This is a genomic window from Stenotrophomonas ginsengisoli (genome assembly GCF_001431485.1).
GTDB lineage: Bacteria > Pseudomonadota > Gammaproteobacteria > Xanthomonadales > Xanthomonadaceae > Stenotrophomonas > Stenotrophomonas ginsengisoli.
The window spans coordinates 24,394-45,777 of sequence record NZ_LDJM01000007.1 but is presented as its reverse complement, the minus strand read 5'-3'; the positions used below and the strand labels follow the sequence as shown (position 1 = coordinate 45,777).

18 protein-coding genes are annotated in these 21,384 nt (G+C 67.7%); 12 read left to right on the top strand and 6 right to left on the bottom strand.

Going from position 1 to position 21,384, the window contains the following annotated elements; all coding sequences use genetic code 11:
- Window positions 1–14: 14 nt before the first annotated feature.
- Both ABB30_RS02250 and ABB30_RS02245 read left to right on the top strand, forming a co-directional pair.
- A complete protein-coding gene (locus ABB30_RS02250; protein ID WP_152980506.1) occupies window positions 15–1,910 on the top strand; it encodes a formylglycine-generating enzyme family protein in 1,896 nt (631 codons plus the stop codon).
- Between the two features lie 73 nt (window positions 1,911–1,983).
- Window positions 1,984–2,883, top strand: coding sequence for a M48 family metallopeptidase (locus ABB30_RS02245; protein ID WP_057636683.1), 900 nt, complete (start codon window positions 1,984–1,986; stop codon window positions 2,881–2,883).
- Window positions 2,884–2,943: 60 nt separating this feature from the next.
- Here the strand turns inward: ABB30_RS02245 and xseA are convergent, their stop codons facing one another.
- Together xseA and queG are read right to left on the bottom strand one after the other, a co-directional pair.
- The gene (gene xseA, locus ABB30_RS02240; protein ID WP_057636682.1) at window positions 2,944–4,377 is read right to left on the bottom strand and encodes an exodeoxyribonuclease VII large subunit; all 1,434 of its coding nucleotides are present in this window, start codon (window positions 4,375–4,377) and stop codon (window positions 2,944–2,946) included.
- Window positions 4,374–5,459: a tRNA epoxyqueuosine(34) reductase QueG gene (queG, locus tag ABB30_RS02235; protein WP_057636681.1), complete on the bottom strand. Its 1,086-nt coding sequence runs from the start codon at window positions 5,457–5,459 to the stop codon at window positions 4,374–4,376. Before queG ends, xseA begins: the two co-directional genes overlap by 4 nt.
- A 42-nt stretch (window positions 5,460–5,501) precedes the next feature.
- Between queG and ABB30_RS02230 the strand changes: the two genes are divergently transcribed.
- From ABB30_RS02230 to ABB30_RS02205, 6 genes are all read left to right on the top strand, one after another.
- Complete coding sequence (locus ABB30_RS02230; protein ID WP_152980505.1) at window positions 5,502–6,974, top strand: NAD(P)H-hydrate dehydratase; 1,473 nt, start codon at window positions 5,502–5,504, stop codon at window positions 6,972–6,974.
- A complete protein-coding gene (tsaE, locus tag ABB30_RS02225) occupies window positions 6,974–7,429 on the top strand; it encodes a tRNA (adenosine(37)-N6)-threonylcarbamoyltransferase complex ATPase subunit type 1 TsaE (protein WP_057636679.1) in 456 nt (151 codons plus the stop codon). The genes ABB30_RS02230 and tsaE overlap by 1 nt, the downstream gene beginning before the upstream one ends.
- 119 nt (window positions 7,430–7,548) lie before the next feature.
- The gene (locus tag ABB30_RS02220; RefSeq protein WP_057636678.1) at window positions 7,549–9,057 is read left to right on the top strand and encodes an N-acetylmuramoyl-L-alanine amidase; all 1,509 of its coding nucleotides are present in this window, start codon (window positions 7,549–7,551) and stop codon (window positions 9,055–9,057) included.
- A gap of 123 nt (window positions 9,058–9,180) precedes the next feature.
- Entirely contained in the window at window positions 9,181–11,055 is a 1,875-nt protein-coding gene (gene mutL / locus ABB30_RS02215) for a DNA mismatch repair endonuclease MutL (protein WP_057636677.1), read from the top strand.
- Window positions 11,055–12,023, top strand: a complete 969-nt coding sequence (locus ABB30_RS02210) for a DUF1684 domain-containing protein (protein ID WP_057636676.1) — start codon at window positions 11,055–11,057, stop codon at window positions 12,021–12,023. Before mutL ends, ABB30_RS02210 begins: the two co-directional genes overlap by 1 nt.
- On the top strand, window positions 12,020–12,997 hold the full coding sequence (locus ABB30_RS02205) for a TraB/GumN family protein (RefSeq protein ID WP_083489631.1): 978 nt from the start codon (window positions 12,020–12,022) through the stop codon (window positions 12,995–12,997). The genes ABB30_RS02210 and ABB30_RS02205 overlap by 4 nt, the downstream gene beginning before the upstream one ends.
- Window positions 12,998–13,024: 27 nt before the next feature.
- Here the strand turns inward: ABB30_RS02205 and phaR are convergent, their stop codons facing one another.
- The 3 genes from phaR to gluQRS all read right to left on the bottom strand — a co-directional run bounded on the left by phaR (window position 13,025) and on the right by gluQRS (window position 15,337).
- Window positions 13,025–13,573, bottom strand: coding sequence for a polyhydroxyalkanoate synthesis repressor PhaR (phaR, locus tag ABB30_RS02200; protein WP_245626399.1), 549 nt, complete (start codon window positions 13,571–13,573; stop codon window positions 13,025–13,027).
- Between the two features lie 115 nt (window positions 13,574–13,688).
- On the bottom strand, window positions 13,689–14,429 hold the full coding sequence (gene phbB, locus ABB30_RS02195; protein WP_057636675.1) for an acetoacetyl-CoA reductase: 741 nt from the start codon (window positions 14,427–14,429) through the stop codon (window positions 13,689–13,691).
- Window positions 14,426–15,337: a tRNA glutamyl-Q(34) synthetase GluQRS gene (gene gluQRS / locus ABB30_RS02190; protein ID WP_057636674.1), complete on the bottom strand. Its 912-nt coding sequence runs from the start codon at window positions 15,335–15,337 to the stop codon at window positions 14,426–14,428. Before gluQRS ends, phbB begins: the two co-directional genes overlap by 4 nt.
- Before the next feature lie 94 nt (window positions 15,338–15,431).
- Between gluQRS and htpX the strand changes: the two genes are divergently transcribed.
- Complete coding sequence (gene htpX, locus ABB30_RS02185) at window positions 15,432–16,298, top strand: protease HtpX (RefSeq protein WP_057636673.1); 867 nt, start codon at window positions 15,432–15,434, stop codon at window positions 16,296–16,298.
- A 225-nt stretch (window positions 16,299–16,523) separates the two neighbouring features.
- On the opposite strand, the gene ABB30_RS02180 is transcribed toward htpX, so the two are convergent.
- Window positions 16,524–17,348 carry an inositol monophosphatase family protein gene (locus tag ABB30_RS02180; RefSeq protein ID WP_057636672.1) on the bottom strand — a complete coding sequence of 275 codons (825 nt, stop codon included), beginning with the start codon at window positions 17,346–17,348 and terminating at the stop codon, window positions 16,524–16,526.
- Between the two features lie 121 nt (window positions 17,349–17,469).
- On the opposite strand from ABB30_RS02180, the gene ABB30_RS02175 reads away from it, so the two are divergent.
- From ABB30_RS02175 to ABB30_RS02165, 3 genes are all read left to right on the top strand, one after another.
- Window positions 17,470–18,231: an RNA methyltransferase gene (locus ABB30_RS02175; RefSeq protein ID WP_057636671.1), complete on the top strand. Its 762-nt coding sequence runs from the start codon at window positions 17,470–17,472 to the stop codon at window positions 18,229–18,231.
- Between the two features lie 69 nt (window positions 18,232–18,300).
- The gene (locus ABB30_RS02170; protein WP_057636670.1) at window positions 18,301–19,257 is read left to right on the top strand and encodes a phosphate/phosphite/phosphonate ABC transporter substrate-binding protein; all 957 of its coding nucleotides are present in this window, start codon (window positions 18,301–18,303) and stop codon (window positions 19,255–19,257) included.
- The gene (locus tag ABB30_RS02165; protein ID WP_057636669.1) at window positions 19,254–21,380 is read left to right on the top strand and encodes a putative bifunctional diguanylate cyclase/phosphodiesterase; all 2,127 of its coding nucleotides are present in this window, start codon (window positions 19,254–19,256) and stop codon (window positions 21,378–21,380) included. Before ABB30_RS02170 ends, ABB30_RS02165 begins: the two co-directional genes overlap by 4 nt.
- Window positions 21,381–21,384 lie beyond the last annotated feature (4 nt).

Below are 21,384 nucleotides of genomic sequence, written 5' to 3'. Positions count from 1 at the left end.
GAAGGTGGATGTTGATGAGGGTGTGGCACAGGACCGCTACGCGGCATCGGGGGCTGTTGCTGGGGGCGTTGTTGGGTGGCGTGCTGTGCGCCGGCTGCGACGACCGCGTCGAGCCGGCCGCTGCCGGTGCCCCGAAGACCACCGTACACGCCCCGCAGCGTGAAGCCATTGCTCCGGTGATCGCTGCCCCGCAGACACAGCTGGACAACGAGCCTGCGGCCGTTGTCTGGGTCATGCCGCAGGCCGAAGTGGATCCGTCCCAATGGGCGCAGGCGCGTCGGGCGCTGCGTCAGGCCCTGGCCCAGGGGCGGCTGTACGAGGATGGGCAGTCGGCTGTGCCGTTGTTGCTGGCCATGCAGCAGTTGCGCCCGCAGGATCGGCAGCTGCTCAGCCAGCGCACCCAGCTGCGCAAACGCCTGCATGATCAGTTCATCGCATTGCTGGAACAGCCCGAGCGGCAGCGTGTGGCCCTGGCCCAGGCGGGATTGCGCCTGCAGGTATTGACCCGGCTGGAGCCCGATGCCGCTGATCTGGCCCAGATGCAGCAGGCGCTGGAACAGGCACGCCAGCGGGTGGCCCTGAACCGGCGCGGCGAAGCGGCTTTGCGTCGTGGCCAGCTCGGCCTGGATGGGGCCGGTGCGTTGGCCGATTTCGAACAGGTACTGGAGATCCGCGCGGATGATGTGCGGGCCCTGCAAGGGGTGGCGGCGGTGGAAAGTGCGCTGCTGCGCCAGGCCGAAGAGCAGGCGGCAGTGGCAGATTTTGCTGCTGCGCAGCGTCTGCTGGAGCGTGCCGCACGCCTGCGCGATCCGGTTGGTACGGTGGCCGAAGCGGGCCAGCGGATCGAGGCGATGCGCGATGTGCGTGTTGCCGGTTTGTTGCGGGCAGGGCTGCAGGATCTGCAGAGCGCGGCCGGGCTGCGTGCAGCCAGCCAGAAGCTGGCGTTCGGCCAGGATATCGCCCTTCCCGATGACCCGCGCATGCAGCAGCTGGCCTGGCGGATCGAGCTTGCAACCCGTTACGGCTTGTTCGCTCCCGGCCAGGTATTGCGTGACCGCCTGCGTGATGGCGGGTTCGCCCCGCAGATGGTGGTGGTGCCGCACGGCCATTTCCTGATGGGGGCGGCCGAGGACGAGGCCGGCGCGGTGGAGGCCGAGCAGCCACTGCATCCGGTTCGTTTCGAACGTGGCTTTGCCCTGGCGGCCACCGAGGTCACCGTGGCCCAGTTCGGCCAGTTCGTGCAATCTGCCGGTGCCCGCCCGCGTGCCACCCGGCGCGGTCATTCGGTGGTGTATGAGCCGCGCACCGGCAATTTCCTGCGCCGCAGCGGGGTGGACTGGCGCAACGATTACCTGGGTATGCCGGCACCGGGCGATGCGCCGGTGATGCATGTCAGCGTGCGCGATGCCGAAGCCTATGCGGCGTGGCTGTCCGAACAGACCGGGCATTACTACCGCCTGCCCAGCGAGGCCGAGTTCGAATATGCCCTGCGCGCCGGGCGTCAGGGGCGCTACCCGTGGGGCAATGCGTCCACGCCACCGGCACTGAGTGGCAACTTCACCGGTGATGGCGATGTATCGCCCACCGGGCGGCGCTGGGCCAATGCCTTCGCCGGTTATGCCGATGGCTGGTGGGGCGCGGCACCGGCCGGCAGTTTTGCTGCCAACCCGTTTGGCCTGTATGACATGGAAGGCAACCTGTCTGAATGGGTGGCCGATTGCTGGCATGCCAGCTACCGGCGGGCACCGGCCGATGGGGTGGCCTGGTACAACCCGGGGTGCCGGCGGCGGGTGGTGCGCGGTGCCAACTGGGCCAACTCCCCATTGCAGTCGCGTGCGGCCTGGCGCTGGCTGCAGGAGTCGGATGTGACCAATGCGCGGATCGGCTTCCGGGTGGTGCGCGGCCTGTGAGCCGGCACTGATGCCACAACGCCCTGCGCGGCAGTACCATCGGCCCAGGACAGAGCAGCGAGGCCGGCAGTCAATGAACAACTCCTTTGGCAACAACAATGGCCGCCAGCCCACGCAGGGGCGGCGGCGTGGCGGTGGCATCCGCTGGATCATCCTGCTTGGCTTCGCCGTCTACGGTGGCTGCTATTACTTCTCCAACCGGACGGTGGACCCGTATACCGGGGAGAAGGTGCTCATCGATGCCGGGCTGGATGCCAGCCAGGAAAAGGCGATGGGCCTGCAGGCCTACCAGGAAATCCTCAGCCAGGAGCGGCCGATCGACCCCAATACGCCGCAGGCCCAGCAGGTGCGGGCCATTGCCCAGCGCCTGATTGCCAAGGTGCCGGAGGTGGAAGCAGCGCTGGCCGCGGAAAATGGCCTGCAGGCCAGCAACTTCTCCCAGGATTTTGATTGGGAGGTCAATGTGATCGCCTCTGACCAGGCCAATGCGTTCTGCCTGCCGGGCGGCAAGATGGCCGTGTATACCGGCCTGCTGCCGGTGGCGCAGAGCGAGGATGCGCTGGCGGTGGTGATGGGCCATGAGATTGCCCACGCCCTGCTGCGTCACGGCGCCCAGCGCATGGCCCAGCAAAAGCTGACCCAGATCGGGCAGATGGCCGGGGCGGCCAGTGGCATGGACCCGCAACAGCAGCAGATGGTGATGGCGGCGATGGGCTACGGCTACCTGCTGCCGTATGCGCGCGAGCACGAGACCCAGGCCGACGAGGTCGGGCTGATGCTGGCCGCAGCAGCCTGCTATGACCCGGCGCAGGCGATGCCGTTGTGGGAGCGGATGAGCCAGTCCAGTGGTGGCCAGGCGCCGCCGGAGTTCTCCTCCACCCATCCCAACCCGGGTACCCGGATCCAGAACCTGACCGCCCTGCAGGCCAAGGCCATGGAGTACCGCCAGCGTTTCTGCACCAGCGCCCAGTAAGCAGGCAATCGATGACGGCCTGGCGGGGGATGCCCCGCCAGGCCGTTTTTGCTGGGGCCTTCAGTTGCTGCCGGTGTCGGCAGTGGGGGCAGCGGCGATCTCGGTGACCTGGGCCTGCAGGCGGCCATCGGCCAGCTGCAGGTTTACCTGCTGGCCGGGTTGGACCTGCTGGACCGATCGCAACAGCTGGCCCTGGGCATCGGTGGCCAGGGCATAGCCGCGGCCCACCGTGGCCAGCGGGCTGGCCAGGTGCAGTGAGCGGGCCAGGCTGGCCAGTTGCTGGCTGGCCTGTGCCAGCCGTTGCCGGGGATGTTGACCCGCCAGGCGCAGCTGCAAGGGCAGCAGTTGTTGCTGCTGCTCATCCAGGCGGGCCTGGATCGCGCGCTGCAGGCGTTGGCCCAGCACCTGCTGGCGCTGGATCAAGGCGTCCAGGTGCCGGGCCGGATGCAGCCACTGCAGGCGGGCCTGCAATTGATCGAGCTGACGCTGGCGCAGGTGCTGCTGGTGCTGCCACTGTGCCTGCAGGCGGCTGTGCAGGGTGGCCTGGCGTTGGCCGAGCAGGCGCAGGTGTTGCTGCGGGCTGTGCCGCTGCAGGCGCAGCCAGGCCTGGTCGGTACGTTGGCTGGCCTGCTCCATGCTGCGGCGCTGGGCTTGCCACAGGCCGCGGCCGAACTGGCGCAGGCGGGCGCGCAGGTCGGCCTGGTCCGGGGCCAGCAGTTCGGCGGCAGCAGAAGGGGTGGGCGCACGGAGGTCGGCGGCAAAGTCGGTCAGGGAAAAATCGGTCTCGTGGCCGATGGCCGAGATCACCGGGGTCTGGCAGGCGGCTACCGCCCGGGTCAGGGCCTCGTCATTGAAGGCCCACAAGTCCTCCAGCGAGCCGCCGCCGCGGGTGAGCACGATGATGCTGTATCGGCCCGATGCATCGGCCGCGCGCAGCAGGCGGGTGATCTGCGCAGCCGCGGTGTCACCCTGGACCAGGCTGGGCAGCAGGTCCACCTCCAGCAGCGGATAACGGCGGCCCAGCACACTGAGCACATCGCGCACGGCTGCACCGGTGGGCGAGGTGATCAGGGCGATGCGCTGTGGATGCCGCGGCAGTTCGCGCTTGCGCGCCGGATCGAACAGGCCCTCGGCCTGCAGGCGGGCCTTGAGCTGCTCGAAGGCGCGGCGCAGTGCGCCTTCGCCGGCTTCTTCCATGTGCTCGACCACCAGCTGGTAGTCGCCGCGCGGGGCATACAGGGTGAGCTTGCCGCGCAACAGCACGCGCAGGCCTTCGCGCGGGGCAAAGCGCAGGGTGGAGGCGCGCATCTTGAACATCGCCGCCCGTACCTGGGCGCCGGCATCCTTGAGGGTGAAGTACAGATGGCCCGAAGCGGGGCGGGTGACATTGCCCAGTTCGCCTTCCACCCACACGGCCGGGAAGCTGTCTTCCAGCAGGTTGCGGGCCAGGGTGTTGAGCTGGGTCGGGGTCAGTACGGCATCACGGCTGCTCATGGCCAATCGCTCGCTTGATGACGGTCCAGGGCCCAGCGCACGTGCTCGCGGACCACCACCGAAGGGTGGTCCAGACGCCGCTGCAGGGACTGCTGGTGAAGGGGGCTGGGGGTATTGCCCATGGCCACGGCGATGTTGCGCAGCCAGCGTTCATGGCCGGAGCGGCGGATCGCGCTGCCCTCGGTGCGGCGCAGGAACTCCTCCTCCTCCCAGGCGAACAGGTCGGCCAACGAGGCCGTATCGAGCTGGTTGCGGGCGCGGAAGTCCGGTTCGTCGGTGCGCTTGGCGAACTTGTTCCACGGGCAGACCAGCTGGCAGTCGTCGCAGCCGTAGATACGGTTGCCGATCAACGGGCGCAACTGCTCCTCGATGCTGCCCTCATGTTCGATGGTCAGGTAGGAAATGCAGCGTCGCGCATCCAGCCGGTGCGGGGCGATGATGGCGGCGGTGGGGCAGATGTCGATGCAGCGGGTGCAGCTGCCGCAATGCGCGCTGGCCGGGGCATCCACCGGCAGGGGCAGGTCGATGTAGATCTCGCCAAGGAAGAACCACGAGCCGCCGCGTTTGTCGATCAGGCAGGTGTGCTTGCCGATCCAGCCCAGGCCGGCATCACGGCCCAGGGCGCGCTCGAGCACCGGGGCCGAATCGACGAATACGCGAAAGCCCAGCGGGCCAAACTCCGCGGCCAGGGTGCTGGCCAGCTTTTGCAGGCGGTTGCGCATCAGCTTGTGATAGTCGCGGCCCAGGGCGTAGCGCGCGACATAGGCCTGCTGGCCATCGCCAAGGGTGTCCCAGGCCGCTTGCGGGTCCTGGCCGTAATCCATGCCCACACTGACCACCCGCACCGTGCCCGGCAGCAGGGCAACCGGATCGGCGCGCAGCTGCGTGTTGCGCGCCATCCAGTCCATGGTCCCGTACAGGCCCTGGCCCAGCCAGTCGGCCAGATGCGCGGCATCGGTCGACAAGTCCGGCACGCTGATGCCGCAACGGGCAAAGCCGGCCTGGGCGGCCAGTGCCAGCAGGCGTTGCCGAGCCTGTTGCAGCTGTTGTGGATCAAGGGTGGGCGGGGCCGACGTATGCATGGCACAAGTATAGAATCGATGCATGGCTGCCCCGAGCGAACCATGAGTGAACTGTTTGATAGCGCCTGCCTGCGCACAGTGGAAGCGGCGGCCATTGCCGCCAGTGGCGATGACGGCTGGTCCTTGATGCAACGCGCCGGCCAGGCGGCCTGGTCGAGCCTGCGCCGGCGCTGGCCTCAGGCCGGGCGTGTGCTGGTCCTGGCCGGGCCGGGCAACAACGGTGGCGATGGTTATGTACTGGCGCGTCTGGCCTTGCAGGACGGCTGCGTGGTGCAGGTGCTGGCCCTGGCCGATGCCGGCCCGGGTACCGCCCTGGCCCGGCGCGCCTGCGCCGATTACCTGGCCAGTGGCGGCCAGCTGTTGCCTTGGCGCGGGCAGCTGCCGGAGGCCGACGTGGTGGTGGACGCCCTGCTCGGGCTGGGCCTGTCGCGTGCCCCGCAAGGTGAACTGGCCGCCCTGATCGAGCAGCTCAATGCCAGCGCTGTGCCGGTGTTGTCCATCGACCTGCCCAGCGGGGTGATGGCCGATACCGGCGGCGTACCCGGAGTGGCGGTGCAGGCCACCCAGACCGTGGCCATGCTGCTGCCCAGTTTTGGCTTGTATACCGGCGCAGCGCTCAATCATGTCGGCGCTGTCGAGGTGGCCGGGCTGGAGCATGGCCTGACACGGGAACAACGCGGCAGCCCGTGTGCGTGGCGGGTGGGTGCCGGCGATCTGGCAGCGTTGCTGCCGCGTCGTCAGCGCGACTGGCACAAGGGCCGCAATGGCCATGTGTTGCTGCTGGGCGGCAACCATGGCATGGGCGGGGCGGTGTTGCTGGCCGCGCGTGCAGCCTTGCGCAGTGGTGCCGGGCTGGTCAGCGTGGCCACCTGTGGGGTGCATGTGCCGGCCCTGCTGGCCAGTTGTGCCGAATTGATGGGCTTTGATGCCGCCGCCGCTGACATGCTCAAGGCACGCCTGGGCGCGGCCGGTGTGCTGGCATTGGGCCCGGGGTTGGGCTGTGATGACTGGGCCCGCGCGCTGTATGCGCAGGTGCTGGCCAGTGACCTGCCGAAGGTGCTCGATGCCGATGCGCTGAACCTGCTGGCGGCCGCGCCACGGCCGTTGGCCGGCAGTGTGATCACCCCGCATCCGGGCGAGGCGGCGCGCCTGCTGGGCTGCCGTACCGCCGACATCCAGGCCGATCGTCTGGCTGCCCTGCACGCGCTGGTGCAGCGTTACGATTGTGCGGTGGTGCTCAAGGGCGCCGGCAGCCTGGTCGGTGCGCCGCAGGCATTGCCGTGGCTGGTGGATGCCGGCAACCCCGGGATGGCGGTCGGTGGCATGGGTGATGTGCTGACCGGGGTCATTGCTGCGCTGCTGGCGCAGGGGTTGAGCCCGCTGCAGGCGGCCCGTGGCGGGGCCTTGCTGCATGCCGCGGCGGGTGACCTGGCGGCCGGCCGCCACCCATATGGGATGATGCCCTCTGATTTGATGCCGCACCTGCGGGTGCTGGCCAACCCGGAAGATGTTTGATGATCCAGCTTCACCTGGCCGATGCGGCCGCCACCGATGACCTGGGCCAGCGCCTGGCCGCCCACCGCCCGGCACAGGCGGTAGTCCACCTGCATGGCGATCTGGGGGCAGGCAAGTCCACCCTGGCCCGGGCCCTGCTGCGCGCGCTGGGGGTCACCGGCACCATCCGTTCGCCGACCTACACCCTGGTCGAGCGCTACCCGCTGGCCGATGGCCGCGAGGCCTGGCACATGGACCTGTACCGCATCGGTGACCCGGGAGAGCTGGATTTCCTGGGCCTGGACGAGGGGGCGGCGAGCCTGTGGCTGGTGGAGTGGCCCCAGCGTGGCGGCGGTGTGTTGCCGGCGCCGGACCTGCGCATCGAACTGGCGATGGAAGGGGAAGGGCGCTCGGCCCGCCTGCTTGCCGATACCGACGCCGGCCAGGCCTGGCTGCAGGCACTCGGCCATCGCTGAGCCTGCCAGTTGCATCCGTTAGCTCTACGCTTACTGAAGGTAAGTGCTGCAGGCTGCGGATTGCTAAAGGAAAATCATTGCAATTGCACATCGGTGGTGGTTAGATCGCCGACATGCTTATGCGGACCGCCCGTGCTGCCGGTTTGTTTGCTGCCCTCGCCCTGGCGGCATCCTTTGGCGTGCAAGCAGCCCAGCTGCAGGCGGTGAGCCTGGAAAGCGGCGCTTCGGGCACCCGTGCCGAGATCGTGGTCGACAGCCAGGGCGCTTACCGGACGTTGTCGCTGAGCCAGCCTTACCGCCTGGTGGTGGATTTCGAGCAGTCCAGCGTGGCCAGCGGGCTCAAGCTGCCGCCGGCCTCGGGCATTGTCACGGCCGTGCGCACCGGCAACCCGACTCCGGGCACGGTACGCGTGGTCTTTGAACTCAGTGCTCCGGTCCAGGCCATGCCTGCGCAATGGGTAGTAGGGGCCAAGCCGACCCTGGTGCTGCAATGGCCGGGCAGTGCATCCTCGTCGACCCCGGCAACGACCGCGCCAGCCAACCCAGCGGCCAATACGTCTGCTGCGGGCAGCACGGCGCCTGTTGCCCCGGCTGTCAGTGCCGCGCAGACGCGCGCGGAGGCTGCACGTGCCACCGCCCTGCTTACCGCCGGTGCAACCCAGATCAACAACACCCCGTCGTCGGCACCGGCTGCGGCGGCCAGTGCCGGCAATCCGGCCAGCATCCTGCAGGGCGCGGTGGTCAATACGCCGCCGCCACCGCCCAGCACCGGTGCCACCGAAGCCACTGCTGCCCGGGTTGAACCGGCACCGGCTACCACGGCGGCAGCGACGCCTGCGCGGCGTCCGCCGGTGGCCATGCGCGCCGGCATGCGTGAGCTGGTGGTGGCCATTGATGCCGGCCACGGCGGGCAGGATCCGGGCGCGGTGGGGCCGACCGGCAAGCACGAAAAGAATGTCACCCTGGCCGTGGCCCGCGAACTGGCCCGGCAGGTGGATGCCACCCCGGGCCTGCGCGCCTTCCTGGTGCGCGACAGCGATGTGTTCATTCCGCTCAATGCGCGCGCTGCGCGGGCGCGTCAGGCCCGGGCGGACATCTTCATCTCCATCCATGCCGATGCGGCCGAGAACCGCAATGCGCGTGGCTCCTCGGTGTACGTGCTGTCCACCAAGGGGGCATCGTCGCAGCGTGCGCGCTGGCTGGCCGACAAGGAAAATGCGGCCGACCTGATCGGTGGTGTGGCCCTGCGCCAGGCCGAGGGCACCCTGGCCAACGTGTTGCTGGATCTGGCCCAGAGTGGCCAGCTCAAGGCCAGCGAGGAGGCTGCCGAGCAGGTGCTTTCCGGCCTCAAGCGGATTGGCAACAACCACAAGCCCAACATCGAGCGGGCCAACTTTGCCGTGCTGCGCACCTCGGACATGCCGGCCATGCTGGTGGAAACGGCCTTCATCTCCAACCCGGATGAAGAGCGTCGCCTGTTCCAGCCGGCCTTCCAGCGCCAGCTGGCCGCGGCCGTGCTTGATGGCGTGCACACCTATTTTTCGCGGCAGCCGCCGCCGGGCACGCTGTTTGCGGCCCAGGCCGAGGCAGAGAGTGCGCGCGGCAATACCGGCCGCGGCAGCCCCTGAGCCAATCTGCGGCGCGGTGCGGACGGGCCGGCGCGTTATCATTGCAGGCTGTCGGTTTCGAGCTGCTGCTGTGTCCATGCCCGTATCCCCCTGCCTGTTGGCTGTGCGCTGGACGATGCGCCGATGAGCATCCGTCCGCTGCCTGAAATCCTGATCAACCAGATTGCCGCCGGCGAGGTGGTCGAACGCCCGGCCTCGGTGGTCAAGGAGCTGGTTGAAAACGCCATTGATGCCGGTGCCAGCCGGGTCGACATCGATCTGGAGGAGGGCGGGGCCCGCCTGATCCGGATCCGCGACAACGGCTGCGGGATCATTGCCGACGAGCTGCCGCTGGCGATCAGCCGGCATGCCACCAGCAAGATTGCCAGCCTGGATGACCTGGAAGCGGTATCAACCCTGGGCTTCCGTGGCGAGGCGCTGCCCTCCATTGCCTCGGTCAGCCGCTTCACCCTGGCCAGCCGCCGCCACGATGCCGAGCACGGCGCCTCGCTGCAGGTCGATGGCGGCAGGGTCGGCGAGGTCAGCCCGCGCGCGCATGCTGCGGGCACCACGGTGGAAGTGCGTGACCTGTTCTACAACGTGCCGGCACGACGCAAGTTCATGCGCGCCGAGCGTACCGAGTTGGGCCACATCGAGGAATGGCTGCGCTCGCTGGCCCTGGCCCGGCCGGATGTGGAGCTGCGCATCTCCCACAACGGCAAGCCCTCGCGGCGCTACCAGCCCGGCGAGCTGTATTCGGAGCTGCGCCTGGAGCAGACCCTGGGCGAGGATTTCGCCGGCCAGTGCCTGCGTGTGGACCACACCGGTGCCGGCCTGCGCCTGCATGGCTGGATTGCCCTGCCACAGTATTCGCGTGCCTCCACCGACCAGCAGTATTTCTACGTCAATGGCCGGGCGGTGCGTGACCGCAGCGTGGCCCATGCGGTCAAGCTGGCCTATGCCGACGTGCTGTTCCATGGCCGCCACCCGGCCTATGTGCTGTTTCTGGAGCTGGACCCGACCCGGGTTGATGTCAACGTGCACCCGGCCAAGCACGAGGTGCGCTTCCGTGATGCCCGCCTGGTGCACGACTTTGTCTACCGCACGCTCAAGGACGCCCTGGCCCAGACCCGTGCCGGGCTCAGTGGCGAACAGGTCAGTGCCACGGTGTCTGGCCAGGTGCCGCACGATTCGACGTTGATCCCGCCATCGCCAGGCGCCGGTTTTTCCCTGTCACGGGGTTCGGCTGGCGGCACGCCCGCCGGCATGCCCGGCAATGCCGGCTGGGCACCACGGCAGAGCCCGCTCGGCCTGCAGGTGGCCGATGCCCCCAGCGCCTATGCCGCGCTGTACGCCAATCCCCCGGCGGCGGAAGTGGCTGCGATGCCGGTCGATTTCCAGGGCGGCCTGCCGCCGGCCGGTGCCGATGGCCAGGTGCCGCCGCTGGGCTATGCCATCGCCCAGCTGCATGGCATCTACATCCTGGCTGAAAGTGCCGAAGGCCTGATCGTGGTGGACATGCATGCGGCCCATGAGCGCATTGGCTATGAACGCCTGAAGGCGGCCCATGACAGCACCGGCCTGGTGGCCCAGCCCCTGCTGGTGCCGCTGGCCCTGGCGGTGGGCGAGCGCGAGGCCGAAACCGCCGAGCGTGAAGCGGCAGCGCTGGCCAGCCTGGGCTTCGAGTTGACCCGTACCGGCCCGGGCAGCCTGCTGGTGCGCTCGGTACCGGCGCTGCTGGCCCATGCCGAGCCGGCCAACCTGCTGCGCGATGTGATCGCCGACCTGCGCGAACACGGCCACAGCCAGCGGGTGGACAGTGCCCGCGACGAGCTGCTGGCCACCATGGCCTGCCACGGGGCGGTGCGCGCCAACCGGCGCTTGAGCGTGGTGGAAATGAATGCATTGCTGCGTGACATGGAGGCCACCGAGCGTTCGGGCCAGTGCAACCATGGCCGTCCGACCTGGGCGCGCTTCACGCTGGCACAGATTGATCGTTGGTTCTTGCGGGGACGTTGATGGACAACAACAAGAAGATGCTGGGCGTACTGCTCGGCGCATGCCTGGCCGTGCTGGCCGGTTGCGGTGGCAAGGACAAGCCCGAGGGCGGCGAGCAGGCCTCGGTATCGGCCGATGACCTGGCCTTCCTCAATGACAACCAGGCCTGGCGCATCGAGCGCCACAGCCATCTGGTGCAGCCTGATGGCTGGACCAGCCTGGTCGGCCTGCATTGGTTGACCCTGAAGGCGCATTACATCGGCAGTGGCGCCACCAGTGGTCTGCGCCTGGCCGTGGGCCCGGAAAAGATGGGCCTGATCCGGCGCGAGGATGGCAAGGTCTGGTTCACGCCCGAGGCCGGTGCGCAGCTGCGCATCAATGACCAGCCGGTGCGCGGGCGCATCCTCTGGCACAGCGACCAGGATGCCGAGCCGACGGTGATCACCTTTGATGAAGGCAAAGGCAGCATCAGCCTGCTGCAGCGGGGCAGCCATCAGGCGCTGCGCGTGCGTCATGCCGATGCGTCGACCCGCCAGCAGTTCGCCGGGCTGGATTACTGGCCGGCTGATCGCCGCTGGGCGGTGCCGGCACGCTTTGTCGCCCACACCCCGGCGCGGACCCTGCAGGTGGTGGACATGGTCGGCATGAACAACACCCTGGCCAATCCCGGGCGCCTGGAATTCGAGCGTGGTGGCCAGCGCTACAGCCTGGAGGCGGTGGGCAACCCGGACGGCAGCCTGCTGGTGATCATGGCTGATCGCACCAGTGGCCACGGCAGCTATGCCGCCGGGCGCTACATCGATGTGCCGGCGCCGGATGCGCAGGGGGCGGTGGTGCTGGATTTCAACCGCAGCTACAACCCGCCGTGTGCCTTCACCATCTATGCCACCTGCCCGTTGCCGCCGGCAGAAAACCGCCTGGACCTGCGCATCGAGGCCGGTGAAAAGGCCTACGCCCACAAGCCGCTGGCGCAGGAGGCCGGAGCATGAAGGCGATGATCAAGTGGCTGGCTGCCAGCGTACTGGCCTTGGGTCTGGCCCAGCCGGGCGCGGCCGCCGGCACCCTGGCGCGGCCAGCGGCGCTGACCGCCACAACCGCCACCGGTTGGGTCCCGATGTTGTGGGAAGTGCGTGGCCAGGGGGAGTCAAAAGTATTGCTGCTCGGCTCGATCCATCTGCTGCAGGAGCGTGATTACCCGCTGCCGGCCGATGTGCAGCAGGCCTATGCCCAGGCTGACCGTCTGGTGTTCGAGCTGGCTCCCGAGCAGATGCTTTCCCCGCAGCTGGGCCAGGCCATGCTGCGTTCGGGCGTGCGTCGCAGCGGCCGCCTGCAGGACGAGCTGCCGGCGGCGCAGTGGCAGCAGTTGAGTGGCTGGGCCAGCCAGCGCGGCATGCCGGCCGAGCGCCTGCAGATGCTCAAGCCGTGGTTTGCCGCGCTGACCATTTCCCTGCAGGAAATGGCCGCGGCCGGCATGCAGGCCGAGCTGGGCCTGGACCGCCACCTGATGGCGCGCGGCCAGGCTGATGGCAAGTCCATGCTGGGCCTGGAGGACGGCCTGGCCCAGATCGCCCTGTTCGATGCGATGGGCAGCCAGGAGCAGCAGCAGATGCTGGCCGAGGCGCTGGACGAGGCCGCCAGCAATGGCCGCCGCTTCCAGGCCTTGCTGGCCAGTTGGCGCAGTGGTGAAACCGCCGCTTTCTGGGCCCAGGCCGGGCAGCCGTTGAAGACGGCCTATCCGGCCCTGTACCAGGCCATCAACGTGCAGCGCAACCAGGCCTGGCTGGCACAGTTGCCGCAATGGCTGGCCGACGGCCACGGCACCACCCTGGTGGTGGTGGGCGGGCTGCATCTGGTCGGCAGTGATGGCCTGGTGGAGCAGTTGCAGGCCAGGGGGCATACGGTGGAGCGTATCTGCACCGTCGCGGCCTGCCCGAAACAACAACGCCGGCGTAGCCGGCGTTGAGGTGGATGTGCGCGTCGCTGGGGTTGCTCAGCGGCGCGTCGGGCCGCTGCGCGGCGTGGTGCGACGGCTGCTGCTGCCTTCTGCGCTGCTGCGGGTATCGTTCGGCTCGGGGGTATTGCCCGGGCGCGGCGGGGTGAAGCCGGTGCCCATGTTGCGCTGGAACTCCTGCCACAGCTCCATGTTGCGCTCGGTGAGCTGGTTCATCATCGCCCACGGGCCCTGGCCGAGCAGGTTGCCCATCTGCTGGCGGAACACCTGCTGCTGGTCCAGAAAGACCTGCATGCTGCGCTCCAGGTAGTTGCCCATGAAGCCCTGCAGTGAATCGCCATAGAAGCGGATCAGCTGGGACAGCATGCGGGTGGACAGCATCGGCTCGCCGTCCTGCTGCTCCTGGTCGGCAATGATCTGCAGCAGCACCGACCGGGTCAGGTCTTCGCCGCTCTTGGCGTCACGAACCTCGAACTGCTCGCCTTCCAGGATCAGCTGGCGCACATCCTCGATGGTGATGTAGCTGGAGATCTCGGTGTCGTAAAGCCGGCGGTTCGGATACTTCTTGATGATGCGGATTGCAGACATGAAGCGGTCGTCTCCCTCGTCGTAGGCGCAGCATGGCGCAGCGCAGCAGGGCTTGCAACAGGCAAAGGTACATGTTGACAGCCCGGCTGCCTGTCAGGCGTGGCGGTGGGCGTGTTTACCAGCCCATGTGGTGGCCGCCGTTGATGTCCAGGTTGGAGCCGGTGATCCAGGCCGCCTGCTCGGCGACCAGGAAGGACACTGCGTAGGCAATTTCCTCCGGCTTGCCGAGGCGGCCGGTGGGAATGTCGGCAATGATCTTGGCCCGCACTTCCTCGGGCACGGCCATGACCATGTCCGTGGCCACATAGCCCGGCGAGATGGTGTTGACGGTGATGCCGAAGGCGGCATTCTCGCGCGCAAGGGAAATGGTGAAGCCGTGCATGCCGGCCTTGGCCGCAGCGTAGTTGGCCTGGCCGTACTGGCCCTTCAGGCCATTGATCGAGCTGATCTGGATGACCCGGCCCCAGCCGCGCCGGCGCATGCCCTCGATCACCGGGCGGGTGACGTTGAACACCGAGTTGAGGTTGGTGTTGATCACCTCGTGCCACTGCTCGGCCTGCATGCGGTGGAAGGTGGTGTCGCGGGTGATGCCGGCATTGTTGACCAGGATCTCCACCGGGCCCAGGTCCTGCTCGATGGCGGCGATCAGCGCGGCAGACTGCGCGGTATCGGCGATATCCCCGGGAAACAGGGCGATCGTGTAGCCGGCCTGCTGCATGCTCTGCTGCCAGGCGCGGGCCTTGCCGGCATCGCGGTAATTGGTGGCCACGCGGTGGCCCTGGTCATGCAGTTGCTTGCAGATGGCGGTGCCGATACCGCCGGTGCCGCCGGTGACCAGTGCAACACGCGATGTCATGGGGTAGGCCTGCGCAGGAGGGGATCGGGCATTGTAGGGGAGGGCGGCAGCTGTTGTGGCAGGCGCTGCGGATCAAAGTGCGCCTGGGCCAGGCCCAGGCGGGCCGGCATGCTGTCAGCGCCATCCAGTGCGCCTTCGGCCTGGCCGAGCAGGTGCCAGATCCAGCGCAGCAGCTGCGGGGCATGGTCCGCATCCACCGGGCAGGCGGCCTGCGACTTGGACAGCTTGTGGCCTTGACCATCGGTGAGCAGGGGTAGGTGCAGGTAAGCGGGCGTGGCCAGGCCCAGGCGTTGCTGCAGCCAGATCTGGCGCGCGGTGGAGTCGAGCAGGTCCGCGCCGCGCACCACGTCGCTGATGCCCTGTTCGGCATCATCCACCACCACGGCCAGTTGATAGGCCCAGCAGCCATCGGCACGGTGCAGCACCACATCGCCGACCTCGCCGGCCAGATCCTGGGACTGGGGGCCCTGCAGGGCATCGTCGAAGCGGATCAATCCGCTGCCGGCCACCGACAGGCGCACGGCATTGCGGCCATCGGTGCGTGGCGGGGCGACGCAGTGCTGATGGATGCCGCCGCTGTGCGCCAGCTGGGCCCGGCTGCAGCCGCAGACAAAGGCATCGCCACTGGCCAGCAGGCGCTCAAGGGCGGCGCGGTACAGCCCGTCGCGCCGGCTTTGCCAGACCACCGGACCATCGGAGGTCATGCCGAACGCGGCCAGGGTGGCAATCTGGTGTTCGGCCGCCCCGGCGATGCAGCGATCGCGGTCCACATCCTCCACCCGCACCAGCCAGCGCCCGCCCGCATGCCGGGCCAGCAGCCAGCTGGCCACGGCGGTGAGCAGCGAGCCGGCGTGCAGGGGGCCGGTCGGGGAAGGTGCGAAGCGGCCGCAATAAGCTGTGTTTGACATGGATTACTGAATTTTCACTCAGGTTCAGTCTTGAATCAGGACGGTCGAAGCCGCACATTTCACCCTGCAGATTTTCCTACGGAGTGCGTCGAACATGTTTACCCGTATCGCCTTGTTTGTGGCGACCAACCTGGCCGTGCTGGTGCTGGCCGGCATTGTCATGTCCATCCTAGGGGTCAACTCCAGTTCCATGACCGGCCTGCTGGTGATGGCGGCCTGCTTTGGCTTCGGCGGTTCGATCATTTCCCTGTTGCTGTCCAAGTGGATGGCCAAGCGCTCCACCGGTGCGGTGGTGATCACCGAGCCGCGCAATGATACCGAGCGCTGGCTGCTCCAGACCGTGGCCCGCCAGGCCAAAGCGGCCGGCATCGGCATGCCGGAAGTGGCAGTGTACGAAGGCCCGGAAATCAATGCGTTTGCCACCGGTGCCAACCGCAACAACGCCCTGGTGGCGGTGTCCACCGGTCTGCTGCACAACATGACCGAGGACGAGGCCGAAGCGGTGCTGGGCCATGAAATCGCCCACGTGGCCAATGGCGACATGATCACCATGGCCCTGCTGCAGGGCGTGCTCAATACCTTTGTCATCGTGCTGGCACGCGTGGTTGGCGGCTTCATCGATTCGGCCCTGTCCGGCGATCGCGAGGGTGAGGGGCGTGGTTTTGCCTACTACATCATCGTGTTCGTGCTGGAGATGGTGTTCGGCATCTTCGCCAGCATGATCGCCATGTGGTTCTCGCGTCACCGCGAGTTCCGTGCCGACGCCGGTGGTGCCTCGCTGGCTGGCCGGCAGAAGATGATTGCGGCGCTGGAGCGGCTGCAGATGAATCATGGCCAGAGCACTCTGCCGGCGCAGGTGGCGGCCTTCGGTATTGCCGGCTCCACAGCCAAGAAGCTGCTGATGAGCCATCCGCCGCTGGAAGAGCGTATCGCTGCCCTGCGCAACAGCACCGCGATGTAAGCCTGTTGGTGGTGCTGATTGAAACGCCCGGCTTCTGGCCGGGCGTTTTTGTTTGTGCGCGGCCCGATGCTGGTCCTGCTGTCGATGCGGCCGCCGCCGTCGTGGCCGGGCCGGCGGTAATGCGCTGTGGTGCAGGCAGGCAGGGCGGCAGGGCGGCAGGCAAAAAAATACGGCGCGGTTGCCCGCGCCGTGGTACCGACAATAAGCGTCGATGAAAGCAAAAACTTACTTGACGTCGAACTCGGCAGCGTAGCCGCTGTTGACCAGGACCGACTGCAGGGCGGCGCTGACCTTCAGGTTGCCGGCAACGATCTGCTGGGTTTCCGGGCCACGTTCGTCGACGCGGGCATACGGGGCGCCGCGGTAGTTGCAGACGCGGCCGCCGGCTTCGCGCACCAGCAGCAGGCCGGCAGCGATGTCCCAGGCCTTCACGCCGGCCTCGAAGTAGGCGTCGGTGCGGCCGCAGGCCACGTAGGCCAGGTCCAGGGCAGCCGAGCCGGTGCGGCGGATGTCCTCGGCCTGTACCAGCAGGGCGTCGATGGCCTTGAGCTGGGCGCCGGAGCGGTTGCGCTCGCGCGGGGCAAAACCGGTGTGGATCATCGCACCGTTGAGGTCCTTGCGGTCGGTGACGCGGATCTTGCGGTCATTGAATACCGCGCCGGTGCCCTTGGAGGCGGTGAACAGTTCGTTGCGCAACGGGTCGAAGATCACCGCGTCGATCGGCTCGCCGTTTTCCACCAGGGCGATGGACACGCAGTAGTGCGGGAAGCCGCGCAGGTAGTTGGAGGTGCCGTCAAGCGGATCAATCACCCACATGTAGCGGCCCGGGTTCTGGCAACCGCTTTCCTCACCGAGGAAGCCGTAGTCAGGGTAGGCGCGCTTGAGTTCCTTGATGATGACCTTTTCGGCATCGGCATCGACTTCGCTGGCGAAATCCATGCGGCCCTTCTGCACCACGTTCAGCGCCTCGAGCTTGTTGATGTTGCGCAACAGGACGTTGCCGGCGAGGCGGGCGGCCTTGACCATGACGGTGACGGCGGGTTTCTGCATGGCGATAGGCTCCCGTAAAGGCGATTGGCAGAGGATGGCGGGGGAAAAGAACAGTCCGGCCCTTTGGCCGTGCCGGACAGTTTACCATCTACGCCTGTCTGGCTCCTTAGTTTTTTTGTTTATGTCCGCATCTACCCGCATTCGTTTCGTCCTGGTCGGCACCCAGCATCCCGGCAACATCGGCGCCGCCGCACGCGCCATGAAGACCATGGGCCTGGCCCGTCTGGTGCTGGTGGCGCCGGAGAAGGGGGTGGACGAGGAGGCGATGCGCCGCGCCGCCGGTGCCGATGACCTGCTGGTCGATGCGCCGGTGCATGCGACCCTGGCCGAGGCCGTGGCCGACTGCCAGCTGGTGCTGGGCTGCACCGCCCGCTCGCGCCGCGTGGCGCTGGAAGAGCTGCTGCCGGCCGTGGGCGCGCAGCAGGCGGTGGAGGCGGCCGCTGCCGGCCAGGAAGTGGCGGTGGTGTTCGGCCGCGAGCGCACCGGGCTGACCAATGACGAGCTGGAGCTGTGCCAGCGTGCCATCCACATCCCGTCCGATCCTGCCTTCAGCTCGCTCAACCTGGGCGCCGCGGTGCAGGTGCTGGCCTATGCGGTGCGCATGGCGGTACTGGGCGAGACTGCGGCCGCCGCCGACGAGCCGGGTTTCCGTGAGCAACCGGCGACCCATGACCAGGTCGAGGGCTTCTATGGGCAGCTTGGGCAAACCCTGGATGCGATCGATTTCCACAAGGGCCGCAGCCCGGATTCGGCCATGCGCAAGTTGCGCCGGCTGTTCGGCAAGGCGGCCCTGACCGAGCAGGAAGTGCGCCTGCTGCGCGGCATTCTGGCCGATGCCCAGCGCATGGCGCGGCTGGCCGGTCCCGATAATGGCCAGGGCTGACCCCGGCCGCTGCCAAACGGTTAAGGGATCAGTTAGGATTGACAGGGTTTTCACGGGCCAGTCTCCCGCATGGTGTCATCGCAACGCTTGAGGTGTGTGGTGCAGGGATTGTCGGGCCGGCTGCTGCTGGCCCTGCTGCTCTGTGTCTACCCGTGGCAGGCCTGCCTGGCCCAGCAGCGTGATGACCAGCATGTGCTGGTACTGGGCAGGATCAGTGATGACCCGCGCCAGCATCATGGCCAGCTCAAACCACTGCTGGATTACGTGGTACAGCGGATGGCCGATGTGGGTATCACCGAAGGGCGCATCCTGATGGCCCGCGATGCCCAGCAGATGGCCAGCTACCTGCGTCGTGGCCGGGTGGACTGGGTCAGCGAGACGTCCGGCGGTGCGGTGCTGCTGGCAGAACGCAGCGGTGCCGAGCCCCTGCTGCTGACCGAGCGCAATGGCGTGGCGCAATACCACTCGGTGTTCTTTGTGCGTCGTGACAGCACCCTGTCGGGCCTGGCCCAGCTGCGTGGCAAGCGCCTGGCGGTGCAGGGGGCCATGTCCACCAGTGCCTACATGGTGCCGCTGACCACCTTGTTGGCCAATGGCGTGCAGCCGGAAATCCTGATGGGCCCCGATGATGTGCCGGCCGCAGACCGGGTGGGCTACGTCTATGCCCGCAGCGAGCGCAATATCGCCACCTGGGTGCAGCGCGGGCTGGTTGATGTCGGGGTGTTCAGCAATATCGACTGGGACAACCAGGAGGCCTTGCCACCGGGGATCCGTCGCGATCTGCGCATCATCCACCGCACCGAAAGCTTTCCCCGGGCACTGGAACTGGTCCGCGCCGACCTGCCGGTGGCCGTGCGCGAGCGCCTGCGTGAAGTACTGCTGGAAGCCAGCAAGGATCCGGCCGCGGCGCCGGCGTTGCGGCAATTTTTTGGAACATCGGCCTTTGCCCGGGTTGACCGTGGTTCGCAGGCGCGGCTGGACGAGCTGCGCAGCGGGCTGCGGCGGGTCAGGATGGAAGTTGAATGAGAAAGATGCGTTTTGGTTTGCAGGCCCGCGCCATTGCGGTGATGGGCGTGTCGCTGTTGATTGCTGCAATCATGGTGATCCTGTGGATGGCCCGGCTGGGCGCCTTCCAGACCGAGGTGCGCACCTTGGGTGGAGAGCTGATCGGCTCGTTGTATGAGCAGGAGGCGCAGCGTCGCGGGATCAGTTTTGCCGGGGATCTGGCCCTGGCCCTGGTCAACCCGATGTATTACAGCGACAGCGAGCAGGTGGCCAAACTGGTCAATGCACTGGAAGCGCAGCCGCTGGTGAGCTATGTGCGCGTCTTCGACGCCCGGGGCAACCTGGTCCATGACGGCAGCGAGACCGTGGCCGATTTCGGCCGGCGCATGGATGATCCGTTGGCCGACAAGGCCCTGGCCGCCACCCAGATGCTGCTGCAGCGTACCGAGCACGTGCTGGAAGTGACCATGCCGGTGTTGCTGGGGGAGCAGCGCCTGGGCGGGGTGCGCATAGGCATCGACCTGGACGGGGTGCGCGCCCAGCAGGCCGCTGCCGGGGAGCGGCTGGATTCGGGCATCGAGGCGGTCGGGCGTCGCCATCTGATCACCGGTCTGGTGCTGCTGGTCACCCTGCTGCTGCTGACGGTGGTGGTCTCCTTGTATGTGCAGCGCACCCTGGTGCAGCCGGTACGCTCGCTGGTTACCGCGGCGCGGCGCATGGAGCAGGGCGACTACGAGGTCGAACTGCCCGATGCCGGCAGCAATGACGAGATCGGCGAGCTGGTGCGCAGCTTCTCGACCATGAGCCAGGCCATCGCCCGGCATGACCGTGAAGTGCGCAAGCTGGCCTATACCGATGCCCTGACCGGCCTGTCCAACCGTCTGGCCTTCCGTCAGGCGCTGGAGTCGCGCATGGTCTCGGCCAGCGCCGCCGGCCAGCGCCTGGCCCTGCTGTTTGTGGATGTGGATGATTTCAAGCGGGTCAACGACACCCTCGGCCACGAGGCCGGCGATGACGTGCTGCTGCGTTTTGTCGAACGCATCAATGCGGCCGTCACCAGCCACGGTGGCAGCCAGTCGCTGCTGGCCCGCTTCGGTGGCGATGAGTTCGTGATCCTGCTCGGCGAGGGCGATACCGCCGCCAATGCCCTGCGCCTGGCCGAGGTGCTGGTGGCCGAGCTGTCCAAGCCGCTGTCCCTGTCCGGGCGCGATGTGTTTCTGGGCAGCTCGATCGGCATCACCCTGTTCCCGGATGATGCGGCCGATGCCACCGGCCTGCTCAAGAACGGCGATATCGCCATGTACCAGGCCAAGCTGGCCGGCAAGAACTGCTACCGCTACTACAGCCGGGCCATGGACCATGCGGTGGAGCGCCGCGTGCACATGGAGCAGGAATTGCGCGGGGCCTGGGAGCGCGGCGAGTTGCACCTGGTCTACCAGCCGATCTACCGCACCCGTGACCGGCGTCTGGTCGGGGTGGAGGTGCTGCTGCGCTGGCAGCACCCGCAGCTGGGGGCCATTCCGCCGTCTGTATTCATTCAGGTGGCCGAACAAAGTGGCTTGATCGAGCAGCTCGGGCCCAAGGTCCTGCGTGCGGCCTGCATGGAGGCGCGGCGCTGGGAAGCGGTGGCCGGTGGTGAACAGTTGTTCGTCTCGGTCAACGTGTCGCCGCGCCAGCTGCGCAACGGTGACCTTTCCGACGTGGTGGTGGCCTGCCTGGCCGAGTCGGGCCTGCCGGCTTCCCGCCTGCATATCGAGCTGACCGAAACGGCGGTGATCGGTGACGAGATGCTCGCCGCCTCGCTGCTGGACAAGCTGCACCGGCACGGGGTCAAGGTCTGGCTGGATGATTTCGGTACCGGCTTCTCCGGCCTGAGCCACCTGCGCCAGGTGCCGGTGGACGGGGTCAAGATCGACAAGAGCTTCGTGGCCGACATGCAGCGCGACCCGGACGACCTGGCCCTGACCACCGCGATCATCGCCATGTGCCATGCGCTGGGGATCACCGTGGTGGCCGAGGGCATCGAGCAGGAAGCCCAGTTCGACCTGCTGGCCCAGCGCAGCTGCGACCTGGTGCAGGGCTATTGGCTGGGCCGGCCGCTGTCCTCGACCCAGCTGGTGCAGTTGCTCAAGACCTCGCCATGAGCGA

Excerpts from the sequence above, each read along its gene's own strand:
- tsaE (WP_057636679.1), top strand. The coding sequence starts at position 6,974 with ATGATCCAGCTTCACCTGGCCGATGCGGCCGCCACCGATGACCTGGGC.
- ABB30_RS02250 (WP_152980506.1), top strand. The coding sequence starts at position 15 with ATGAGGGTGTGGCACAGGACCGCTACGCGGCATCGGGGGCTGTTGCTG.
- ABB30_RS02220 (WP_057636678.1), top strand. The coding sequence starts at position 7,549 with ATGCGGACCGCCCGTGCTGCCGGTTTGTTTGCTGCCCTCGCCCTGGCG.
- phbB (WP_057636675.1), bottom strand. The coding sequence starts at position 14,429 with ATGACATCGCGTGTTGCACTGGTCACCGGCGGCACCGGCGGTATCGGC.
- ABB30_RS02205 (WP_083489631.1), top strand. The coding sequence starts at position 12,020 with ATGAAGGCGATGATCAAGTGGCTGGCTGCCAGCGTACTGGCCTTGGGT.
- ABB30_RS02175 (WP_057636671.1), top strand. The coding sequence starts at position 17,470 with ATGTCCGCATCTACCCGCATTCGTTTCGTCCTGGTCGGCACCCAGCAT.
- queG (WP_057636681.1), bottom strand. The coding sequence starts at position 5,459 with ATGCATACGTCGGCCCCGCCCACCCTTGATCCACAACAGCTGCAACAG.
- htpX (WP_057636673.1), top strand. The coding sequence starts at position 15,432 with ATGTTTACCCGTATCGCCTTGTTTGTGGCGACCAACCTGGCCGTGCTG.
- mutL (WP_057636677.1), top strand. The coding sequence starts at position 9,181 with ATGAGCATCCGTCCGCTGCCTGAAATCCTGATCAACCAGATTGCCGCC.
- ABB30_RS02165 (WP_057636669.1), top strand. The coding sequence starts at position 19,254 with ATGAGAAAGATGCGTTTTGGTTTGCAGGCCCGCGCCATTGCGGTGATG.
- phaR (WP_245626399.1), bottom strand. The coding sequence starts at position 13,573 with ATGTCTGCAATCCGCATCATCAAGAAGTATCCGAACCGCCGGCTTTAC.
- ABB30_RS02245 (WP_057636683.1), top strand. The coding sequence starts at position 1,984 with ATGAACAACTCCTTTGGCAACAACAATGGCCGCCAGCCCACGCAGGGG.
- ABB30_RS02180 (WP_057636672.1), bottom strand. The coding sequence starts at position 17,348 with ATGCAGAAACCCGCCGTCACCGTCATGGTCAAGGCCGCCCGCCTCGCC.
- ABB30_RS02230 (WP_152980505.1), top strand. The coding sequence starts at position 5,502 with ATGAGTGAACTGTTTGATAGCGCCTGCCTGCGCACAGTGGAAGCGGCG.
- ABB30_RS02210 (WP_057636676.1), top strand. The coding sequence starts at position 11,055 with ATGGACAACAACAAGAAGATGCTGGGCGTACTGCTCGGCGCATGCCTG.
- gluQRS (WP_057636674.1), bottom strand. The coding sequence starts at position 15,337 with ATGTCAAACACAGCTTATTGCGGCCGCTTCGCACCTTCCCCGACCGGC.
- xseA (WP_057636682.1), bottom strand. The coding sequence starts at position 4,377 with ATGAGCAGCCGTGATGCCGTACTGACCCCGACCCAGCTCAACACCCTG.
- ABB30_RS02170 (WP_057636670.1), top strand. The coding sequence starts at position 18,301 with ATGGTGTCATCGCAACGCTTGAGGTGTGTGGTGCAGGGATTGTCGGGC.